This is a genomic window from Pseudomonas sp. V98_8 (genome assembly GCF_029967975.1).
GTDB lineage: Bacteria > Pseudomonadota > Gammaproteobacteria > Pseudomonadales > Pseudomonadaceae > Aquipseudomonas > Aquipseudomonas umsongensis.
The window spans coordinates 57,780-76,405 of record NZ_JASCAE010000005.1; the positions used below are offsets into that span (position 1 = coordinate 57,780).

The following is an 18,626-nucleotide window of genomic DNA, read 5'->3' on the forward strand; positions in this document are numbered from 1 at the left end:
GAGGTGATGCCATCGCCAGCAAGCCGGCTCCTACAGAGGGGAGATACTTAATTCAAATGCTGATGCGCGACAGTTTGATATCGGGTTCCTGGTTGACGCTCAACTGTTCGACGATTGCATCCTGCAAGCGACTGCACAGCAACGGGTCGGACAACGGTTGGTTGTTCGCGTCGGTGATGAAGAACACGTCTTCCACACGCTCCCCGAGGGTGGCGATCTTGGCGTTCTGCAGCGACAGGTCGAACTCCAGGAAGATCGTGCCGACCCGTGCCAGCAGGCCAGGGCGATCAGGGGCAGTCAGTTCCAGTACGGTCACCGGGCGCTGGGCGTCGTTGTGGATCGTCACCTGTGGTGCGAAGGCAAAATGCTTGAGCTGGCGCGGCACTCGGCGCTGGATGATGGTCGGGTAATTGTCCGGATTGCGCAGGGCTTCGGTCAGGCCGTCACGGATCTGCTTGACCCGTGCCGGATTATCACCGATCGAGTCGCCATCGGTATCGAGCACTATATAGGTGTCGAGGGTGAACTGGCTGCTGGAGGTGATGACCCGGGCGTCATGGATGTTCAGGTTGAGCTGGTCCATCGCGGCCACGGTCACGGCGAAGAAATCGTGCTGGTCCGGTGCGTAGATGAAGATTTGCGTGCCGCCCTCGAACTCGCGTTGAGTGGTTTCCTTGATCAGTACCAGCGGCCCGCCGTCGACCGGCTGCTGGAGGATCGCATCGCTGTGCCAGGCGACGTCGCCGGCGGTGTGGCGCAGGAAATAGTCGTCCCCCAGTTGCGCCCACAACTGCTCGACGTCGTCCGGGTCGGTACCGCCGCGCACCAGGATGTCCAGGGCGGCGCTCTGGGTCTGGCGGATCTGTTCTTCGCGGTCCACGGGGTTTTCCAGGCCGCGACGCAGGGCGCGCTTGGTTTCGGTGTAGAGCTGGCGCAGCAGGCTGGCCCGCCAGGAGTTCCACAGGGTCGGGTTGGTGGCGTTGATGTCGGCGACCGTCAGCACGTACAGGTAGTCGAGGCGTGTTTCATCGCCCACTGTCTGGGCGAAATCATGGATCACCTGTGGATCGGACAAATCCTTGCGCTGGGCCGTGGTCGACATCATCAGATGGTTTTGCACCAGCCAGACGATCAGGCGGCTGTCCCACACCGGCAGCTGATGGCGCTGGCAGAAGGCCTCGGCGTCCACCGCGCCGATGTCCGAGTGATCGCCATGCCGGCCCTTGCCGATGTCGTGGTACAGACCGGCGAGGTAGATCAGTTCAGGCTTGGGCAGCTTGGCCATGAGCTTGCTGGCCAACGGGAATTTTTCCGAAACCTGGGTGTACTGCAATTTACGCAGGTGCTTGATCAGGTTCAGGGTGTGGGCGTCAACCGTATAGATGTGGAACAGGTCGTGCTGCATCTGGCCGACGATGAAACCGAATTCCGGCAGATAACGTCCGAGAATGCCGTAGCGGTTCATCCGGCGCAGGTTGCGGTGGATGCCGATCTTGCATTTGAACAGCTCGATGAACAGGCTGGTGTTGCGTATGTCGTTGCGGAAGTCGTCGTTGATCAGGTGCCGATTCTCGCGTAGCAGGCGAATGGTATCGGCGCGCACGCCCTTGATTTCCGGTTGCTGGGCCATCAGCACGAAGATTTCGAGCATGGCGAACGGGGTGCGGCGGAACACATTGTCGTTACGCGCCTCGATGTAGCCGTCGTGCAACTGGAATCGTGAGTTGACCGGTTGTGGCGGTGCCGCATCCTCCGGGGCGAGGATGACTTCCTCGAAGTGCTGGATGATCAGGTCGCTGAGCTGGGCAATGCTCATGACCACGCGGAAATACTGCTGCATGAAGTTCTCGACGGCTTGCTTGGCGTCGTCCCCTTCAAATCCCAGCAGCCCGGCAATGGTGCGTTGGTGATCGAACAGCAGGCGGTCTTCGGAGCGTCCGGCGAGCATGTGCAGGGCATAACGCACCTTCCACAGGAACTCCTGGGAGGAGGCCAGCAGGGCGTTTTCGCTTTCGACCAGAAAACCTTCGCCGGCCAGTGCCCGCAGGTTCAGGGTGCCGTACTCGCGACGGGCCACCCAGAGAATCGTCTGGATATCCCGCAGTCCGCCGGGGGAGCCCTTGACGTTGGGTTCCAGGTTGTACTCGGTGTCGTTGTACTTGTGGTGACGGGCTTTCTGCTCGGCGCGCTTGGCCAGGAAAAACTCCTTGCTCGGCCACATGTGTGCGGTGCTGGTGACGTCCAGCATGCGCTGGCGCAGGTGTTCGGGACCGCAGATGGTGCGGCTTTCCATCAGGTTAGTGACAACCGTGAGGTCAGCGCGGGCCTCGACGGCGCACTCGTCAACCGAGCGCACGCTCTGGCCGACTTCCAGGCCAATGTCCCACAGCAGGGTCAGGAAGCGCTCGATGGGCTCGCGGAAAACTTCGTGGTCCGCACTGTCCAGCAGGATCAGCAGGTCGATATCGGAATAAGGATGCAATTCGCCACGACCGTAGCCGCCGACCGCGACCAGCGCGATGTCGGCGTCTTCGCTCCAGCTGAATTGCTCCCAGGCCTTTTGCAGGATGTTATCGACGAACCAGGCACGGTCCTCGATCAAGCGGCGAATCTCCCGGCCACTGCGAAAGCGCCCGTCGAGCACCTCGCGAGCCTGGCGGATCGCCTTCTTGAAGGCCGGGATCGGGCTGGCCTTCAGGGCCAGTTCAGCCTGGAACTGGCCGCGATCGAAGAGTTCTGGATCCACCTGCGGCATCGATTGCTTTCCTTTCTATAGGCTGGATACGGTGACGGGATCAGGCCGAAACGCGAGGGATGGTGTCATCGCTGCGCAGGGTGAAGATCTCGTAGCCGGTTTCGGTTACCAGCAAGGTGTGTTCCCACTGTGCCGACAGCTTGCGGTCCTTGGTGATCGCGGTCCAGCCATCGCCCAGCACCTTGGTGTCGGCGCGGCCCTGGTTGATCATTGGCTCGATGGTGAAGGTCATGCCAGCCTTCAGTTCCATGCCGGTACCGGCACGGCCGTAGTGCAGGATCTGCGGCTCTTCATGGAACACCTTGCCGATGCCGTGGCCGCAGAACTCACGAACCACCGAAAAGCCGTTTTTCTCGGCGTGCTTCTGGATGATTTCACCGATGTCGCCCAGGCGGCACCCTGGCTTGACGATTTCAATCGCCTTGTACATGCATTCCTGGGTCACTTGCGACAGGCGCTCAGCCCAGACCGGCACGTTGCCGACGTGGAACATACGGCTGGTGTCGCCGTGGTAGCCGTCCTTGATGACCGTGACGTCGATGTTCAAGGTGTCGCCATCCTTGAGCGGCTTGTCGTTCGGGATGCCGTGGCAGACCACATGGTTGATCGAGGTGCAGATCGACTTCGGGTAGCCCTTGTAGTTCAGCGGGGCAGGGATGGCCTTCTGCTCGTTGACGATATAGTCGTGACAGATCTGGTTCAGTTGATCGGTGGTGACGCCCGGTTTGACATATTCGGCAATCATTTCCAGCACGTCGGCGGCCAGTTTGCCGGCGACACGCATGCCAGCGATGTCCTCTGGGGTTTTGAGGGTGACGGTCATACAGGCTCTCTCTACGCTCGATGGCGCTTTCCAGACGAAAAGGGCGTTGCGCGATCGATCTTCGCAGCCCTGAAAAACGCGATTCTAACAGACGATCAACGCGAATCCGCGGCTCTGTAGATCGCTTCTCTCTATAGAATGGTGCATTCTGGGCCGATTCCAAGGGATGGTGTTGTGCATTCGCCTCGATTTCAGAATCCGGGTTCCGTTTTTTCCTGCCTTGTGATATAAAATGCGCCGCTTTCCGGGGATGCCCCGAAAAGCTTAAATCCACACACGTGTCGACACGATGACCTGGGTGCCGCAAGCGAAATGCTGGTGGTTGGTCATTGGGATACGTGGAGGCCAAACCCGACTTATTAAGGAACTATCATGTCCCAAGTCAACATGCGCGATATGCTGAAGGCCGGTGTGCACTTCGGTCACCAGACCCGTTACTGGAACCCGAAAATGGGTAAATACATTTTCGGCGCGCGTAACAAGATCCACATTATCAACCTTGAAAAAACCCTGCCAATGTTCAACGAAGCTCTGACTTTCGTAGAGCGTCTGGCCCAGGGCAAAAACAAGATTCTGTTCGTCGGCACCAAGCGTTCCGCTGGCAAGATCGTTGCTGAAGAAGCAGCACGTTGCGGTTCGCCGTACGTCGATCACCGCTGGTTGGGCGGCATGCTGACCAACTTCAAAACCATCCGTGCTTCCATCAAGCGTCTGCGTGACCTTGAAGTGCAAGCCGAAGACGGTACTTTCGCCAAGCTGACCAAGAAAGAAGCGCTGATGCGCTCCCGTGACCTGGAAAAGCTGGATCGTTCCCTGGGTGGTATCAAGGACATGGGCGGTCTGCCAGACGCTCTGTTCGTTATCGACGTTGATCACGAGCGCATCGCGATCACCGAAGCCAACAAGCTGGGCATCCCGGTTATCGGCGTAGTCGATACCAACAGCAGCCCGGAAGGCGTTGACTACATCATCCCAGGCAACGATGACGCAATCCGCGCTATCCAGCTGTACATGGGTTCGATGGCTGACGCTGTTATCCGTGGTCGCAACAACGTTGCTGGCGGCACCGAAGTTTTCGTTGAAGAAGCTCCGGCAGCTGCAGCTGAGTAATTGACGCCCTGGCGTTGACTCAGTAAGCAAAAAGGGGGCTTGGCCCCCTTTTTGCCACCTCGAAAACCGTTTGTCGGCGCCCACTGTTCTATCTGTAACGTGCGGCAGCTAACAAGGGTGGTTCGGGAAGAATTGAACGCCCGTTCGATCGGGTGGAATGGTTGATAACCTATCCAAGAGGAATTTTGAAATGGCAGAGATTACTGCAGCGTTGGTCAAAGAACTGCGCGAGCGTACCGGCGAAGGCATGATGGATTGCAAAAAGGCCTTGACCAAGGCCGGCGGCGACATCGAGAAAGCCATTGATGACATGCGTGCTTCGGGCGCCATCAAGGCTGCCAAGAAAGCGGGCAACGTTGCCGCTGAAGGCGCAATCGCCATCAAGGCCGACGACAAGTCCGCCGTACTGCTGGAAGTGAACTCGCAGACCGACTTCCTGGCCCTGCAAGACGACTTCAAGAGCTTCGTGGCTGCCAGCGTAGAAAAAGCCTTCGCTGAAAAACTGACCGACGCAGCTCCGCTGATCGCCGCTCAGGAATCGGCTCGTGAAGCCCTGGTGGCCAAAGTTGGCGAAAACGTCAACATCCGTCGCCTGGTTCGCGTTGAAGGTGACGTGGTGGGTACTTACCTGCACGGTAACAAGATCGGTGTTGCTGTTGTTCTCAAGGGCGGCGATGTTCAGCTGGCCAAAGAGATCGCCATGCACGTGGCGGCAAGCAACCCTGAATTCCTGCTGCCATCGCAGGTTTCTGCCGAAGCCATCGAGCGCGAGAAAGCTGTATTCCTGCAGCTGAACGAAGACAAGATGAAAGGCAAGCCTGCTGAAATCGTCGAGAAGATGATTGCTGGCCGTATCACCAAGTTCCTGGCTGAAGCCAGCCTGGTCGAGCAAGCTTTCGTAATGAACCCAGAGCTCACCGTGGGTGCCCTGGCCAAGAAAGCTGGCGCTGAAATCGTTTCCTTCACCTACTTCAAAGTCGGCGAAGGCATCGAGAAGCCAGTGGACAACTTCGCTGAAGAAGTTGCCGCACAGCTGGCTGCCGCCAAGCAATAAGACAGTTTTTTAACTGTCGCCCTGAAGAGGCTGCCCGCTCACGCGCGCAGCCTCTTTTCAGATGGGTAACCAATTTTTATTGGTTTCCGTTTGGAACTGGCTTACAAAGCCATGTTCCGATGGCGCTGAAGCAGCGCCACGCTAGAGTGAACGCCAGCTGAAAACAGCTCGCAAAGAATTTTTTAAAATACGCCGCAGGAGAGATTCGCAATGGCTCAGCAGGGCAGTGGTTATCAGGCTCGCTATAAACGCATTCTACTCAAGCTTAGCGGCGAGGCCCTGATGGGCTCGGAAGAGTTCGGGATCGACCCGAAAGTTCTGGATCGCATGGCGCTGGAAGTCGGCCAGCTGGTCGGCATCGGTGTCCAGGTTGGCCTGGTGATCGGCGGCGGCAACCTGTTCCGCGGCGAAGCGCTGAGCAAGGCGGGCATGGACCGGGTCACGGGCGACCACATGGGCATGCTGGCCACTGTGATGAACGCCTTGGCCATGCGCGACGCGCTGGAACGTGCCAATATCTCGGCCATCGTGATGTCGGCCATCTCCATGGTTGGCGTGACCGATCACTACGATCGCCGCAAGGCCATGCGCCACTTGAATTCCAAGGATGTGGTGATTTTCGCGGCCGGCACCGGCAACCCGTTCTTCACCACGGATTCGGCTGCCTGCCTGCGTGCAATTGAAATCGACGCCGATGTCGTGCTCAAGGCAACCAAGGTCGATGGCGTCTACACCGCTGACCCATTCAAAGACCCGCATGCCGAGAAGTTCGATCATCTGACCTACGATGAAGTACTGGATCGCAAGCTGGGCGTGATGGATCTGACGGCCATTTGCCTGTGCCGCGACCACAAGATGCCGTTGCGCGTATTTAATATGAACAAGCCCGGCGCCCTGCTGAATATCGTGCATGGTGGCGCTGAAGGGACCCTGATCGAGGAAGGCCAACAATGATCAACGAAATCAAGAAAGACGCTCAAGAGCGCATGCAGAAGTCGGTGGAATCGCTGGCGCACAACTTCGGTCGTATCCGTACCGGCCAGGCGCATCCAAGCATCCTGGAAGGTGTGATGGTTCCGTACTACGGTGCCGATACCCCGATCAAGCAAGTGGCGAACATCACCGTCAAGGACGCGCGTACCCTGCAAGTCGTTGCCTTTGAGCGCAACATGCTGGGCGCCGTCGACAAGGCCATCGGCAGTGCCGGCCTGAACCTCAACCCGACCAACCTGGGTGAGTTGCTGCTGATCTCCATGCCAGCCCTGACCGAGGAAACCCGCAAGGGCTTCACCAAGCAGGCGCGTGACGTGGCTGAGGATGCCCGGGTTGCCGTGCGCAACATCCGTCGCGACGCCAACAGCCAGCTCAAGGATCTGGTCAAGGAAAAGGAAATCAGCGAAGACGAAGAACGTCGCGCAACTGGCGAAATCGATGACCTGACCAAGAAGTACGTGGCTCAAATCGACGCGAACCTGGCGCAGAAAGAAAAAGACCTGATGGCCGTATAAGGTTCGCGCTTTCATGGAAAAGACCAAGCAGGTTGCACCGTCCACGGTGCCGCGCCATGTCGCGATCATCATGGATGGTAATAATCGCTGGGCGAAAAAACGCTTTATGCCGGGTGTCGCCGGGCATAAAGCGGGTGTGGATGCGGTGCGCGCGGTCATCGAGGTGTGTGCCGAGGCGGGGGTCGAGGTGTTGACCTTGTTCGCCTTCTCCAGTGAGAACTGGCAGCGTCCAGCCGATGAAGTCAGTGCCTTGATGGATCTGTTCTTCAAGGCATTGCGTCGCGAGGCCAAGCGCCTCAACGACAACAACATCAGCTTGCGCATCATTGGCGACCGTTCGCGCTTCCACCCGGAACTCCAGGCTGCCATGCGTGAAGCAGAGGCCATGACGGCCGGCGCCAATCGCTTCGTCCTGCAGATCGCCGCCAATTACGGCGGTCAGTGGGATATCGCACAAGCCGCACAGCGCCTGGCACGTGAGGTTCAGGCCGGGCACCTGCGGCCGGAAGACATCACGCCGCAGCTGCTGCAAACCTGTCTGGCCACAGGCGACCTGCCGTTGCCGGACTTGTGCATCCGTACCGGTGGCGAACATCGCATCAGTAACTTCCTGCTGTGGCAACTGGCCTACGCCGAGTTGTACTTTTCCGACCTGTTCTGGCCGGACTTCAAACACGATGCCATGCGCAATGCGCTGGCCGATTTCGCATCTCGCCAGCGCCGCTTCGGTAAAACGAGCGAGCAGGTCGAGGCTGGAGCCCGGGTTTAATGCTTAAACAACGAATCATCACCGCGCTGATCCTGTTGCCGATTGCCCTCTGTGGTTTTTTTCTGCTGGAAGGTTCCGCTTTTGCGCTGTTCATCGGCCTGGTCGTGACCCTGGGTGCCTGGGAATGGGCGCGCCTGGCCGGTTTCACTGCTCAAGCGTTTCGTGCCGGCTATGCCGCCGTGGTCGCATTGATGCTGTTTGTCATGTACATCCTCCCTGGCCTCGCGCCATGGGTGTTGGGTGCTTCGGTGCTCTGGTGGGCGGTGGCGACCTATCTGGTGCTGACCTACCCGCGCTCCAGCGAACATTGGGCGAGCGCTGCCTGCAAGCTGGTGATCGGCCTGTTGATCCTGTTGCCGGCCTGGCAAGGCCTGGTACACATCAAGCAATACCCGTTGGGTAACTGGCTGATCATGGCGGTGATGGTGCTGGTCTGGGGTGCCGATATCGGTGCTTACTTCTCGGGACGTGCTTTCGGCAAGCGCAAGCTGGCACCGCAGGTCAGCCCGGGTAAGAGCTGGGAGGGTGTATATGGTGGCCTGGCCCTGAGCCTGGTGATCACTACCCTGGTTGCCCTGGTGCGTGACTGGACAGTGGCGCAATTGTTCAAGGGCTTGATCGGCGCTGCGCTGATCGTGTTCGTCTCGGTGGTGGGCGATCTCACCGAAAGCATGTTCAAGCGCCAGTCCGGGATCAAGGACAGCAGTAATCTGTTGCCCGGGCACGGCGGCGTGCTGGACCGCATCGACAGCCTGACCGCGGCGATCCCGGTGTTCGCGGTGCTGTTGTGGATGGCAGCGCCGTGAGCCGTCCTCAACAGATTACCGTCCTGGGGGCCACGGGCTCGATCGGCTTGAGCACCCTGGATGTCATCGCCCGCCACCCTGGGCGCTATCAAGTCTTCGCGTTGAGCGGTTTCAGCCGCCTGAGCGAGCTGCTGGCGCTGTGTGTGCGTCACGCCCCGCAGTTTGCCGTGGTGCCTGAAGCTGCGGCTGCCCGCCGTTTGCAGGATGATCTGCACGCCGCGGGCCTGTCCACTCGGGTTCTGGTGGGAGAGGAGGGGTTGTGTCAGGTTGCTGCCGCCCCTGAAGTCGATGCGGTCATGGCGGCCATCGTCGGCGCGGCGGGCTTGCGCCCGACCCTGGCGGCCGTTGAGGCTGGCAAGAAGATCCTCCTGGCCAACAAGGAAGCGCTGGTCATGTCCGGCGCGTTGTTCATGCAGGCTGTGCGCAAGAGTGGATCGGTATTGCTGCCGATCGACAGTGAGCACAACGCGATTTTCCAGTGCATGCCCCGGGATATTGCCCGTGGCCTGGATGCGGTCGGCGTGCGGCGCATCCTGCTGACCGCCTCTGGTGGTCCGTTCCGGCAGACACCCATGGCTGAGCTGGCGCATGTTTCGCCCGAGCAGGCCTGTGCGCACCCTAATTGGTCCATGGGGCGCAAGATCTCGGTCGATTCGGCCAGCATGATGAATAAAGGGCTTGAATTGATCGAGGCCTGCTGGCTGTTCGATGCCAAGCCGTCCCAGGTTGAAGTGGTGATTCACCCCCAAAGTGTGATTCATTCGCTGGTCGACTACATCGATGGTTCGGTATTGGCCCAGTTGGGTAATCCGGACATGCGAACCCCGATCGCCAATGCGCTGGCATGGCCTGAGCGAATTGACTCAGGCGTGCCGCCGCTGGACCTGTTTGCCGTCGCGCGCCTGGACTTCCAGGCGCCAGATGAAGATCGATTCCCGTGCCTGCGCCTGGCCCGTCAGGCAGCCGAGGCGGGCAACAGCGCTCCGGCGATGTTGAATGCGGCAAATGAAGTCGCTGTCGCGGCCTTTCTCGACGGACGGGTTCGTTACCTGGAAATCGCGAGTATCATCGAGGAAGTACTCAATCTCGAGCCGGTGGTTGTAGTGAATGATCTTGATGCGGTGTTCACGGCGGACGCCAAGGCGCGTGTGCTGGCCGAACAATGGTTGAGTCGTCACGGGCGGTAAAATTGCAGGCCTGGATAGGAATGCGGAGAAAATAGATGAGCGCGCTCTATATGATTGTCGGCACCCTGGTAGCTTTGGGCGTGCTGGTCACCTTCCACGAGTTCGGCCATTTCTGGGTCGCACGACGCTGTGGGGTCAAGGTGCTGCGTTTCTCCGTAGGCTTCGGCATGCCGCTGCTGCGCTGGCACGACAAGCAGGGCACTGAATTCGTGGTGGCTGCCATTCCGCTGGGCGGCTACGTGAAAATGCTCGACGAGCGTGAGGGTGAAGTGCCGGCCGATCAGCTCGATCAATCCTTCAACCGTAAATCGGTGCGCCAGCGCATCGCGATCGTGGCGGCAGGGCCGATTGCCAACTTTTTGTTGGCGATGGTGTTTTTCTGGGCGTTGGCGATGCTCGGTACCGAGCAGGTTCGCCCGGTCATCGGTGCTGTCGAATCCGGTAGCCTTGCTGCCAAGGCGGGCCTGGGCGCAGGCCAGGAAATCATAGCCATCGACGGCGAGCCCACTTCAGGCTGGGCTGCAGTCAATCTGCAACTGGTCCGTCGCCTGGGTGAAAGCGGCTCCCTGCAACTGCTGGTTCGTGAGCAGGGATCCACCGTGGATTCGCCCCGTGAGCTGGTGTTGGACAAGTGGCTCAAGGGTGCTGACGAGCCGGACCCGATTCGTTCGCTGGGTGTTCGTCCATGGCGCCCGGCATTGCCGCCGGTACTGGCTGAGCTGGATTCCAAAGGTCCGGCCCAGGCTGCTGGCCTGAAGACCGGTGACCGACTGTTGGCAGTGGATGGCAAGGCGGTAGATGACTGGCAACAGGTCGTCGATACGGTCCGTATGCATCCTGATACCAAAATCATGCTGCGGGTCGAGCGTGACGGTGCTCAAATCGACATTCCCGTGATGTTGGCTGCCCGTGGCGAAAGCAAGGCACCCACCGGTTACCTTGGGGCGGGGGTGAAAGCGGTCGATTGGCCACCAGAGATGATTCGCGAAGTCAGTTACGGGCCGTTGGCAGCCGTGGGGGAGGGGGCTCGACGCACTTGGACGATGAGCCTGCTGACCCTGGATTCGCTGAAGAAAATGTTGTTCGGTGAGCTCTCGGTAAAAAACTTGAGTGGACCGATAACCATTGCTAAAGTGGCGGGCGCTTCGGCCCAGTCGGGCGTCGCTGATTTCCTGAATTTCCTTGCTTATCTGAGTATTAGCCTGGGGGTTCTGAATTTGCTGCCCATTCCTGTGCTGGATGGGGGGCATTTGTTGTTTTATCTGATCGAGTGGGCGCGTGGTCGTCCCTTGTCGGATCGGGTGCAAGGTTGGGGGATACAGATTGGCATCAGTTTGGTGATCGGAGTGATGTTGCTCGCTCTGGTTAATGATCTGGGTCGTCTGTAACGTCGCTGAATTGCGAATCTGCCGCATTTTGCGGCAGTTTGTTTATTGCCAGTTGGAATAAGAAAGGACTTCATGAAACGTCTGCTGCTAACTGCGGTTCTCACCGTATTGATGATCGCCGAAGTTCACGCCGAGTCCTTCACTATCTCTGATATTCGCGTCAATGGCCTCCAGCGGGTCTCCGCGGGTAGCGTCTTTGGTGCTTTGCCGTTGAACGTCGGTGAACAGGCGGATGATCGACGCCTGGTGGAATCCACTCGTGCGCTGTTCAAAACCGGGTTCTTTCAAGATATCCAGCTGGGCCGCGATGGCAACGTCCTGGTCATCACGGTAGTCGAACGTCCGTCGGTTGCCAGTATCGAGATCGAGGGCAACAAGGCGATCTCCACCGAAGACCTGATGAAAGGCCTCAAGCAATCCGGTCTGGCCGAAGGCGAGATCTTCCAGCGCGCCACCCTCGAAGGCGTACGTAACGAACTGCAGCGCCAGTACGTCGCCCAGGGCCGCTACTCCGCTACCGTCGACACCGAAGTGGTGCCGCAGCCGCGCAACCGCGTTGGTTTGAAGGTCAATATCAACGAAGGCACCGTTGCAGCTATCCAGCACATCAACGTGGTAGGCAACACGGTCTTCCCTGATGAAGACCTGATCGACCTGTTCGAACTCAAGACCACCAACTGGCTGTCGTTCTTCAAGAACGATGACAAGTACGCCCGTGAAAAACTCTCCGGTGACCTGGAGCGCCTGCGTTCCTACTACCTGGACCGTGGCTACATCAACATGGATATCGCTTCGACCCAGGTGTCCATTACCCCGGACAAGAAGCACGTCTACATCACCGTCAACATCAACGAAGGTGACAAGTACACCGTTCGTGACGTGAAACTCAGTGGTGACCTGAAAGTCCCTGAAGACCAGGTCAAGTCCCTGCTTCTGGTGCAGAAAGGCCAGGTGTTCTCGCGCAAGCTGATGACCACCACGTCCGAGCTGATCACCCGTCGCCTGGGTAACGAGGGCTACACCTTTGCCAACGTCAACGGGGTGCCTCAGCCCCACGATGACGACCACACGGTAGACATCACCTTCGCTGTCGATCCGGGCAAGCGTGCCTACGTGAACCGCATCAACTTCCGTGGCAACACCAAGTCGGAAGACGAAGTACTGCGCCGTGAAATGCGCCAGATGGAAGGTGGCTGGGCGTCGACTTACCTGATCGACCAATCCAAGACCCGTCTGGAGCGCCTGGGCTTCTTCAAGGAAGTCAACGTTGAAACCCCGGCCGTACCGGGTGTCGATGACCAGGTTGACGTCAACTACAGCGTTGAAGAGCAGGCATCCGGTTCGATCACCGCCAGCGTCGGTTTCGCCCAGAGCGCGGGCCTGATCCTCGGTGGTTCGATCACCCAGAACAACTTCCTGGGTACCGGTAACAAGGTCAGCATCGGCCTGACCCGCAGTGAATACCAGAGCCGCTACAACTTCGGTTATGTCGACCCCTACTGGACTGCCGATGGCGTGAGCCTGGGTTATAACGCCTTCTACCGCACCACCGACTACAAAGACCTCGACGTCGATGTAGCCAGCTATGCCGTAGACAGCCTGGGTGCAGGCGTAAGCGTCGGCTACCCGATCAGCGAGACTTCGCGCCTGACCTTCGGCCTGACGGCCCAGCAGGACGAGATCAAGACCGGTGTGTATACCGTTGACGAGATTTTCGACTTCGTTAACAAGGAAGGCGACAAGTACCTGAACTTCAAGGCTTCGGCCGGTTGGTCCGAGTCCACCTTGAACAAGGGCGTACTGGCGACCCGTGGACATTCCCAGAGCCTCGTGCTGGAAACCACCACGCCGGGCAGCGACCTGTCGTTCTTCAAGCTCGACTACCGTGGCCAGCTGTTCCAGCCGTTGAGCGACAACTACACCATGCGCCTGCACACCGAATTGGGTTATGGCGATGGCTACGGTTCGACCGATGGCTTGCCATTCTATGAAAACTACTATGCTGGTGGTTTCAACTCGGTTCGTGGCTTCAAGGACAGCACCTTGGGTCCTCGCAGTACGCCAAGTACCGGCAAGAACCCTGGCACTGCATTCGACCCGGACCAGGATCCGCTGCCGTTCGGTGGTAACGTGTTGATCCAGGGTGGTGTGGAAGTTCTGTTCCCGCTGCCGTTCGTCAAGGACCAGCGTTCCCTGCGCACTTCGGTATTCTGGGATGTGGGTAACGTATTCGATTCGTCGTGCTCTGATACCACCAACGCTGATGGCACGAAGTCCAACACCAAGTGCAACGACATCAGTCTGAGCAATATGGCCAGTTCCGTCGGTGTGGGTGTGACCTGGGTCACCGCACTGGGTCCTCTGAGTTTTGCGCTGGCCATGCCAGTCAAGAAACCGGATGACGCTGAAACTCAAGTGTTCCAATTCTCCCTCGGCCAGACGTTCTAAGCGTCTGCCCCAAGATAACGACAATGGATTTTGTAGGAGTGCATCGTGCGTAAGTTGACTCAATTGGTTCTCCTGGCTTCCGTACTGGTTGCAGGCCCGGCATTTGCCGACATGAAAATCGCTGTTCTGAACTATCAGATGGCCCTGCTGGAGTCGGATGCGGCCAAGAAATACGCCGTGGATGCCGAGAAGAAATTCGGCCCTCAGCTGAGCAAGCTCAAGACGCTGGAAAGCAGCGCCAAGGGCATCCAGGATCGCCTGATGGCCGGTGGCGACAAAATGCAGCAAGGCGAGCGTGAGCGTCTGGAACTTGAGTTCAAGCAAAAGGCGCGTGACTTCCAGTTCCAGTCCAAGGAACTGAACGAAGCCAAAGCCGTTGCCGACCGTGAAATGCTGAAGCAGCTCAAGCCGAAACTGGACAGTGCTGTGGAAGAAGTCATCAAGAAAGGTGCTTTTGACCTGGTCTTCGAGCGTGGTGCAGTGATTGATGTCAAGCCTCAGTACGACATCACGCGCCAGGTTATCGAGCGCATGAATCAGCTGAAGTAATCCATGACCGCGACCATTAAGCTCGGCCAGCTGGCCGAGTTCCTCGGCGCCACGCTACGTGGCGACCCGGAGAAAGCAATTACTGGGCTAGCCACCTTGCAGGAGGCTGGCCCAACTCAGTTGAGCTTTCTCGCAAATCCCCAATACCGCAAATACCTGGCAGGCAGTCAGGCAGCAGCGTTGTTGCTCAAGACCGCTGATGCCGAAGGTTTTGCCGGTGATGTATTGGTGGTGCCTGATCCTTACGCAGCGTACGCGCGTATTTCCCACCTGTTCGATCCCAAGCCCAAGGCGGCAGCCGGAATTCATCCGACGGCGGTGATTGCGGCGGATGCGGTGGTCGATCCGACGGCGAGTATCGGTGCATTTGCGGTCATCGAAAGCGGGGCGCATATTGCTGCCGGTACGAGCGTGGGGGCGCACTGCTTCATCGGTGCCCGTAGCGTTATTGGCGAGGGAGGCTGGCTTGCCCCGCGTGTCACGCTGTATCACGACGTGCGCGTCGGCAAGCGGGTGGTGATTCAGTCCGGTGCGGTGCTTGGTGGTGAAGGCTTTGGCTTTGCCAACGAGAAAGGCATTTGGCAAAAAATCGCCCAGATTGGTGGTGTGCTGGTCGGCGATGACGTGGAAATTGGCGTTAACACCGCCATCGACCGTGGTGCGCTGGCTGATACCGTCATCGGTAACGGCGTGAAGCTCGACAACCAGATTCAGATTGCCCACAACGTCCAGGTAGGTGATCACACCGCCATGGCGGCGTGCGTGGGGATTTCCGGCAGCACCAAGATCGGCAAGCATTGCATGCTTGCCGGTGGCGTAGGGCTGGTGGGGCATATCGATATTTGCGACAACGTTTTCATCACCGGGATGACCATGGTGACCCACTCGATTACCGAGCCGGGTGCCTATTCCTCCGGTACGGCGATGCAGCCAGCCGCCGAATGGCGCAAAAGCGCGGCACGTATTCGTCAGCTCGATGACATCGCGCGACGTCTGCGACAGCTGGAAAAGCAAACAGGGGAAGTGACCCCTGGCGGTAATGCTTCATCAGATGGCTGATACCATTTCCATATCAAGTGTGCACAGCCGCTAGACTGCGTCCTTGATTTGCTAGCGGAGTGTGCGTCAGTCGCGCGCTCCCAATCTTTACATAGGCTTCCCCCCGAAATGATGGACATCAACGAGATTCGCGAATACCTGCCTCACCGTTACCCGTTCCTGCTGGTGGACCGGGTCGTGGATCTGGATGTGGAAGGCAAGCGCATTCGCGCCTACAAGAATGTCAGCATCAACGAACCGTTCTTCAATGGTCACTTCCCCGCGCATCCAATCATGCCGGGCGTTCTGATCATCGAAGCGATGGCTCAGGCTGCCGGGATCCTTGGTTTCAAAATGCTCGACGTGAAACCGGCCGATGGCACCCTTTACTACTTCGTCGGCTCTGACAAGCTGCGCTTCCGCCAGCCGGTATTGCCGGGCGATCAGTTGATCCTTGAGGCCAAGTTCATCAGCTGCAAGCGTCAGATCTGGAAGTTCGAGTGCCAGGCTTCGGTCGATGGCAAGCCGGTCTGCTCCGCTGAAATCATCTGTGCGGAACGCAAACTATGAGTTTGATCGACCCTCGCGCAATCATCGATCCGACAGCCATCCTGGCTGACGGTGTCGAGGTCGGCCCGTGGTCGATCGTCGGCGCAGGTGTGGAAATCGGCGAGGGAACGGTAATCGGGCCACACGTTATTCTCAAAGGCCCGACCCGAATCGGTAAGCACAACCGTATTTACCAGTTTTCCTCGGTAGGTGAGGACACGCCCGATCTGAAATACAAAGGCGAGGAAACCCGCCTGGTGATCGGTGACCACAACGTCATCCGCGAAGGCGTGACGATTCACCGTGGAACCATCCAGGATCGTTCGGAAACGACCCTGGGCGATCACAACCTGATCATGGCCTATGCGCACATCGGTCACGACAGTGTTATCGGCAACCACTGCATCCTGGTCAACAACACCGCGCTGGCCGGCCATGTGCACGTGGATGACTGGGCGATCCTGTCCGGTTTCACCCTGGTTCACCAGTATTGCCACATCGGCGCCCACAGCTTTTCCGGCATGGGGACCGCCATTGGCAAGGACGTCCCGGCCTATGTCACGGTGTTCGGCAACCCCGCCGAAGCCCGTAGCATGAACTTTGAAGGCATGCGCCGTCGCGGTTTCAGCGAAGACGCGATCCACGCCCTGCGTCGTGCCTACAAGGTGGTCTATCGCCAGGGGCTGACGGTTGAGCAAGCGCTCGCCGAGTTGGCCGAATCCTCTGACCAGTTCCCGGAAGTGGCGGTGTTTCGCGACTCCATACAGTCCTCGACCCGCGGCATCACCCGCTAATCATGGCCAATCTGCGTATTGCGCTGGTGGCGGGCGAGGCTTCCGGCGACATTCTGGGTGCGGGTCTGATGCGTGCGCTCAAGGCGCGCCATCCGGCGGTCGAATTCATCGGTGTCGGCGGCCCATTGATGCAGGCAGAAGGCCTGACATCTTATTTTCCCATGGAACGCCTGTCGGTCATGGGCCTGGTCGAAGTGCTGGGTCGGTTACGTGAATTACTCAAGCGCCGCAAAAAACTGGTAGCCGACCTGATCGCCGCGAAGCCGGACGTCTTCATCGGTATCGACGCCCCGGACTTCAACCTCAATATCGAACTCAAGCTGCGTCAGGCCGGGATCAAGACCGTGCATTACGTCAGCCCGTCCGTCTGGGCGTGGCGCCAGAAGCGCGTGCTGAAGATTCGCGAAGGTTGCGACCTGATGCTCACGCTGTTCCCGTTCGAAGCGAAATTCTACGAAGAGAAAGGCGTGCCCGTGCGGTTTGTCGGCCATACCTTGGCCGATGCCATTCCGCTGGAAGCCGACCGCGCCGCTGCGCGGGCCGAACTGGGATTGCCTGACGGGCCGTTGGTGGCGCTCATGCCCGGTAGTCGTGGCGGCGAAGTCGGCCGTCTCGGTGCCTTGTTTCTCGACACGGCCCAACGCCTGCGGGCCCTGCGCCCCGGTGTGCGGTTTGTCGTGCCTTGTGCCAACCCGCAGCGCCGGGCACAGCTTGAAGAGCTGTTGGCCGGTCGCGATTTGCCGCTGACCTTGCTCGACGGCAAGTCCCATCTGGCGCTGGCGGCGTGTAACGCGGTGCTGATTGCCTCCGGTACAGCAACCCTTGAAGCCTTGTTGTACAAGCGACCGATGGTCGTTGCCTATCGCCTGGCACCGCTGACGTTCTGGATTCTAAAGCGCATGGTGAAAAGCCCCTACGTGTCCTTGCCGAACCTGCTGGCCCAACGCCTGTTGGTGCCTGAGTTGTTGCAGGACGATGCGACAGTTGAAGCGCTGGCCCAAACCTTGTCGCCACTGATCGAAGGTGGTGAAGAGCAAACCCGCGGTTTTGATGAAATTCACCGGACCCTTCGTCTGGATGCTTCCAACCAGGCAGCGGATGCAGTGCTGAACCTGATCGACCCGGTAAAATGAGTAAAGAAAGTATGCAGATGGGGCTGGATTTCACCTTGGTCGCGGAGGTTGAAGAATTGGTAGCCGGAGTCGATGAAGTCGGTCGCGGACCGCTCTGTGGTGCGGTGGTCACGGCTGCGGTGATCCTTGATCCGAATCGTCCGATCCTCGGGCTCAACGACTCGAAGAAGCTCACCGAGGCCCGCCGCGAGAAGCTCTTCGACGAAATCTGCGAAAAAGCCCTGAGCTGGTGCATTGCCCGCGCCGAAGTCGAAGAGATCGACGAGCTGAACATCCTTCACGCCACCATGCTGGCCATGCAGCGCGCGGTTGCCGGGCTGCACATCCAGCCGAAACTGGCAATGATCGACGGTAACCGTTGCCCGAAATTGCCGATGCGCGCCGAAGCCGTGGTCCAGGGCGATGGCAAGGTTCCGGCCATTGCGGCGGCGTCGATCCTGGCCAAGGTCAGTCGTGACCGTGAAATGGCGGCTTTCGAATTGATCTATCCCGGTTACGGCATCGGCGGACACAAAGGCTACCCGACGCCCGTTCATCTGGAAGCCTTGGCACGCTTGGGCCCGACGCCGATTCACCGGCGCTCGTTTGCTCCGGTACGGCTTGCTTACGAAGCGCGGGAAGGACTCATCTTGAGTGAGTCGCCAGGCTGATTTTTTCTACCAAGGCCCGGTACAATCCGGGCCTTGTTGTTTTCATGACTTAACGCAGGATCACT

At 58.9% G+C, this 18,626-nt stretch carries 17 protein-coding genes; 15 read left to right on the forward strand and 2 right to left on the reverse strand.

Going from position 1 to position 18,626, the window contains the following annotated elements:
- Positions 1–52 precede the first annotated feature (52 nt).
- Complete coding sequence (locus tag QLG10_RS05025) at positions 53–2,755, reverse strand: [protein-PII] uridylyltransferase (protein WP_282485885.1); 2,703 nt, start codon at positions 2,753–2,755, stop codon at positions 53–55.
- A gap of 40 nt (positions 2,756–2,795) precedes the next feature.
- On the reverse strand, positions 2,796–3,578 hold the full coding sequence (gene map, locus QLG10_RS05030; protein WP_020799866.1) for a type I methionyl aminopeptidase: 783 nt from the start codon (positions 3,576–3,578) through the stop codon (positions 2,796–2,798).
- Between the two features lie 372 nt (positions 3,579–3,950).
- Here map and rpsB point away from each other — a divergent pair, with 372 nt between their 5' ends.
- The 15 genes from rpsB (at position 3,951) to rnhB (ending at position 18,561) form a co-directional block, all read left to right on the forward strand.
- The gene (gene rpsB / locus QLG10_RS05035) at positions 3,951–4,688 is read left to right on the forward strand and encodes a 30S ribosomal protein S2 (RefSeq protein ID WP_008057307.1); all 738 of its coding nucleotides are present in this window, start codon (positions 3,951–3,953) and stop codon (positions 4,686–4,688) included.
- 190 nt (positions 4,689–4,878) lie between these two features.
- Positions 4,879–5,742 (forward strand): translation elongation factor Ts, encoded by an 864-nt coding sequence (gene tsf / locus QLG10_RS05040; protein ID WP_282485891.1) that lies wholly within the window; start codon positions 4,879–4,881, stop codon positions 5,740–5,742.
- A gap of 210 nt (positions 5,743–5,952) precedes the next feature.
- Positions 5,953–6,696, forward strand: a complete 744-nt coding sequence (gene pyrH, locus QLG10_RS05045; RefSeq protein ID WP_003222124.1) for a UMP kinase — start codon at positions 5,953–5,955, stop codon at positions 6,694–6,696.
- Positions 6,693–7,250 carry a ribosome recycling factor gene (frr, locus tag QLG10_RS05050; protein ID WP_008057309.1) on the forward strand — a complete coding sequence of 186 codons (558 nt, stop codon included), beginning with the start codon at positions 6,693–6,695 and terminating at the stop codon, positions 7,248–7,250. Before pyrH ends, frr begins: the two co-directional genes overlap by 4 nt.
- A gap of 13 nt (positions 7,251–7,263) precedes the next feature.
- A complete protein-coding gene (uppS, locus tag QLG10_RS05055) occupies positions 7,264–8,019 on the forward strand; it encodes a polyprenyl diphosphate synthase (RefSeq protein ID WP_020799865.1) in 756 nt (251 codons plus the stop codon).
- On the forward strand, positions 8,019–8,825 hold the full coding sequence (locus tag QLG10_RS05060; RefSeq protein ID WP_110748693.1) for a phosphatidate cytidylyltransferase: 807 nt from the start codon (positions 8,019–8,021) through the stop codon (positions 8,823–8,825). Before uppS ends, QLG10_RS05060 begins: the two co-directional genes overlap by 1 nt.
- Complete coding sequence (gene ispC, locus QLG10_RS05065; protein ID WP_282485897.1) at positions 8,822–10,012, forward strand: 1-deoxy-D-xylulose-5-phosphate reductoisomerase; 1,191 nt, start codon at positions 8,822–8,824, stop codon at positions 10,010–10,012. The genes QLG10_RS05060 and ispC overlap by 4 nt, the downstream gene beginning before the upstream one ends.
- A gap of 35 nt (positions 10,013–10,047) precedes the next feature.
- Positions 10,048–11,400: an RIP metalloprotease RseP gene (gene rseP / locus QLG10_RS05070; RefSeq protein WP_282485899.1), complete on the forward strand. Its 1,353-nt coding sequence runs from the start codon at positions 10,048–10,050 to the stop codon at positions 11,398–11,400.
- 72 nt (positions 11,401–11,472) lie between these two features.
- Positions 11,473–13,848, forward strand: coding sequence for an outer membrane protein assembly factor BamA (gene bamA / locus QLG10_RS05075; protein WP_110748699.1), 2,376 nt, complete (start codon positions 11,473–11,475; stop codon positions 13,846–13,848).
- A 45-nt stretch (positions 13,849–13,893) separates the two neighbouring features.
- Positions 13,894–14,397, forward strand: a complete 504-nt coding sequence (locus QLG10_RS05080; RefSeq protein WP_008057318.1) for an OmpH family outer membrane protein — start codon at positions 13,894–13,896, stop codon at positions 14,395–14,397.
- 3 nt (positions 14,398–14,400) lie between these two features.
- On the forward strand, positions 14,401–15,456 hold the full coding sequence (lpxD, locus tag QLG10_RS05085; protein ID WP_110748701.1) for a UDP-3-O-(3-hydroxymyristoyl)glucosamine N-acyltransferase: 1,056 nt from the start codon (positions 14,401–14,403) through the stop codon (positions 15,454–15,456).
- Positions 15,457–15,564: 108 nt separating this feature from the next.
- Positions 15,565–16,005 carry a 3-hydroxyacyl-ACP dehydratase FabZ gene (gene fabZ, locus QLG10_RS05090; protein ID WP_007940511.1) on the forward strand — a complete coding sequence of 147 codons (441 nt, stop codon included), beginning with the start codon at positions 15,565–15,567 and terminating at the stop codon, positions 16,003–16,005.
- The gene (lpxA, locus tag QLG10_RS05095) at positions 16,002–16,778 is read left to right on the forward strand and encodes an acyl-ACP--UDP-N-acetylglucosamine O-acyltransferase (protein WP_110748703.1); all 777 of its coding nucleotides are present in this window, start codon (positions 16,002–16,004) and stop codon (positions 16,776–16,778) included. The genes fabZ and lpxA overlap by 4 nt, the downstream gene beginning before the upstream one ends.
- A gap of 2 nt (positions 16,779–16,780) precedes the next feature.
- Positions 16,781–17,911, forward strand: a complete 1,131-nt coding sequence (gene lpxB, locus QLG10_RS05100) for a lipid-A-disaccharide synthase (protein ID WP_110748705.1) — start codon at positions 16,781–16,783, stop codon at positions 17,909–17,911.
- An 11-nt stretch (positions 17,912–17,922) separates the two neighbouring features.
- Entirely contained in the window at positions 17,923–18,561 is a 639-nt protein-coding gene (gene rnhB / locus QLG10_RS05105; RefSeq protein WP_110748707.1) for a ribonuclease HII, read from the forward strand.
- The last annotated feature ends 65 nt before the right edge of the window (positions 18,562–18,626 follow it).

Excerpts from the sequence above, each read along its gene's own strand:
- QLG10_RS05025 (WP_282485885.1), bottom strand. The coding sequence starts at position 2,755 with ATGCCGCAGGTGGATCCAGAACTCTTCGATCGCGGCCAGTTCCAGGCT.
- map (WP_020799866.1), bottom strand. The coding sequence starts at position 3,578 with ATGACCGTCACCCTCAAAACCCCAGAGGACATCGCTGGCATGCGTGTC.
- rpsB (WP_008057307.1), top strand. The coding sequence starts at position 3,951 with ATGTCCCAAGTCAACATGCGCGATATGCTGAAGGCCGGTGTGCACTTC.
- tsf (WP_282485891.1), top strand. The coding sequence starts at position 4,879 with ATGGCAGAGATTACTGCAGCGTTGGTCAAAGAACTGCGCGAGCGTACC.
- pyrH (WP_003222124.1), top strand. The coding sequence starts at position 5,953 with ATGGCTCAGCAGGGCAGTGGTTATCAGGCTCGCTATAAACGCATTCTA.
- frr (WP_008057309.1), top strand. The coding sequence starts at position 6,693 with ATGATCAACGAAATCAAGAAAGACGCTCAAGAGCGCATGCAGAAGTCG.
- uppS (WP_020799865.1), top strand. The coding sequence starts at position 7,264 with ATGGAAAAGACCAAGCAGGTTGCACCGTCCACGGTGCCGCGCCATGTC.
- QLG10_RS05060 (WP_110748693.1), top strand. The coding sequence starts at position 8,019 with ATGCTTAAACAACGAATCATCACCGCGCTGATCCTGTTGCCGATTGCC.
- rseP (WP_282485899.1), top strand. The coding sequence starts at position 10,048 with ATGAGCGCGCTCTATATGATTGTCGGCACCCTGGTAGCTTTGGGCGTG.
- bamA (WP_110748699.1), top strand. The coding sequence starts at position 11,473 with ATGAAACGTCTGCTGCTAACTGCGGTTCTCACCGTATTGATGATCGCC.
- lpxD (WP_110748701.1), top strand. The coding sequence starts at position 14,401 with ATGACCGCGACCATTAAGCTCGGCCAGCTGGCCGAGTTCCTCGGCGCC.
- fabZ (WP_007940511.1), top strand. The coding sequence starts at position 15,565 with ATGATGGACATCAACGAGATTCGCGAATACCTGCCTCACCGTTACCCG.
- lpxA (WP_110748703.1), top strand. The coding sequence starts at position 16,002 with ATGAGTTTGATCGACCCTCGCGCAATCATCGATCCGACAGCCATCCTG.
- lpxB (WP_110748705.1), top strand. The coding sequence starts at position 16,781 with ATGGCCAATCTGCGTATTGCGCTGGTGGCGGGCGAGGCTTCCGGCGAC.
- rnhB (WP_110748707.1), top strand. The coding sequence starts at position 17,923 with ATGCAGATGGGGCTGGATTTCACCTTGGTCGCGGAGGTTGAAGAATTG.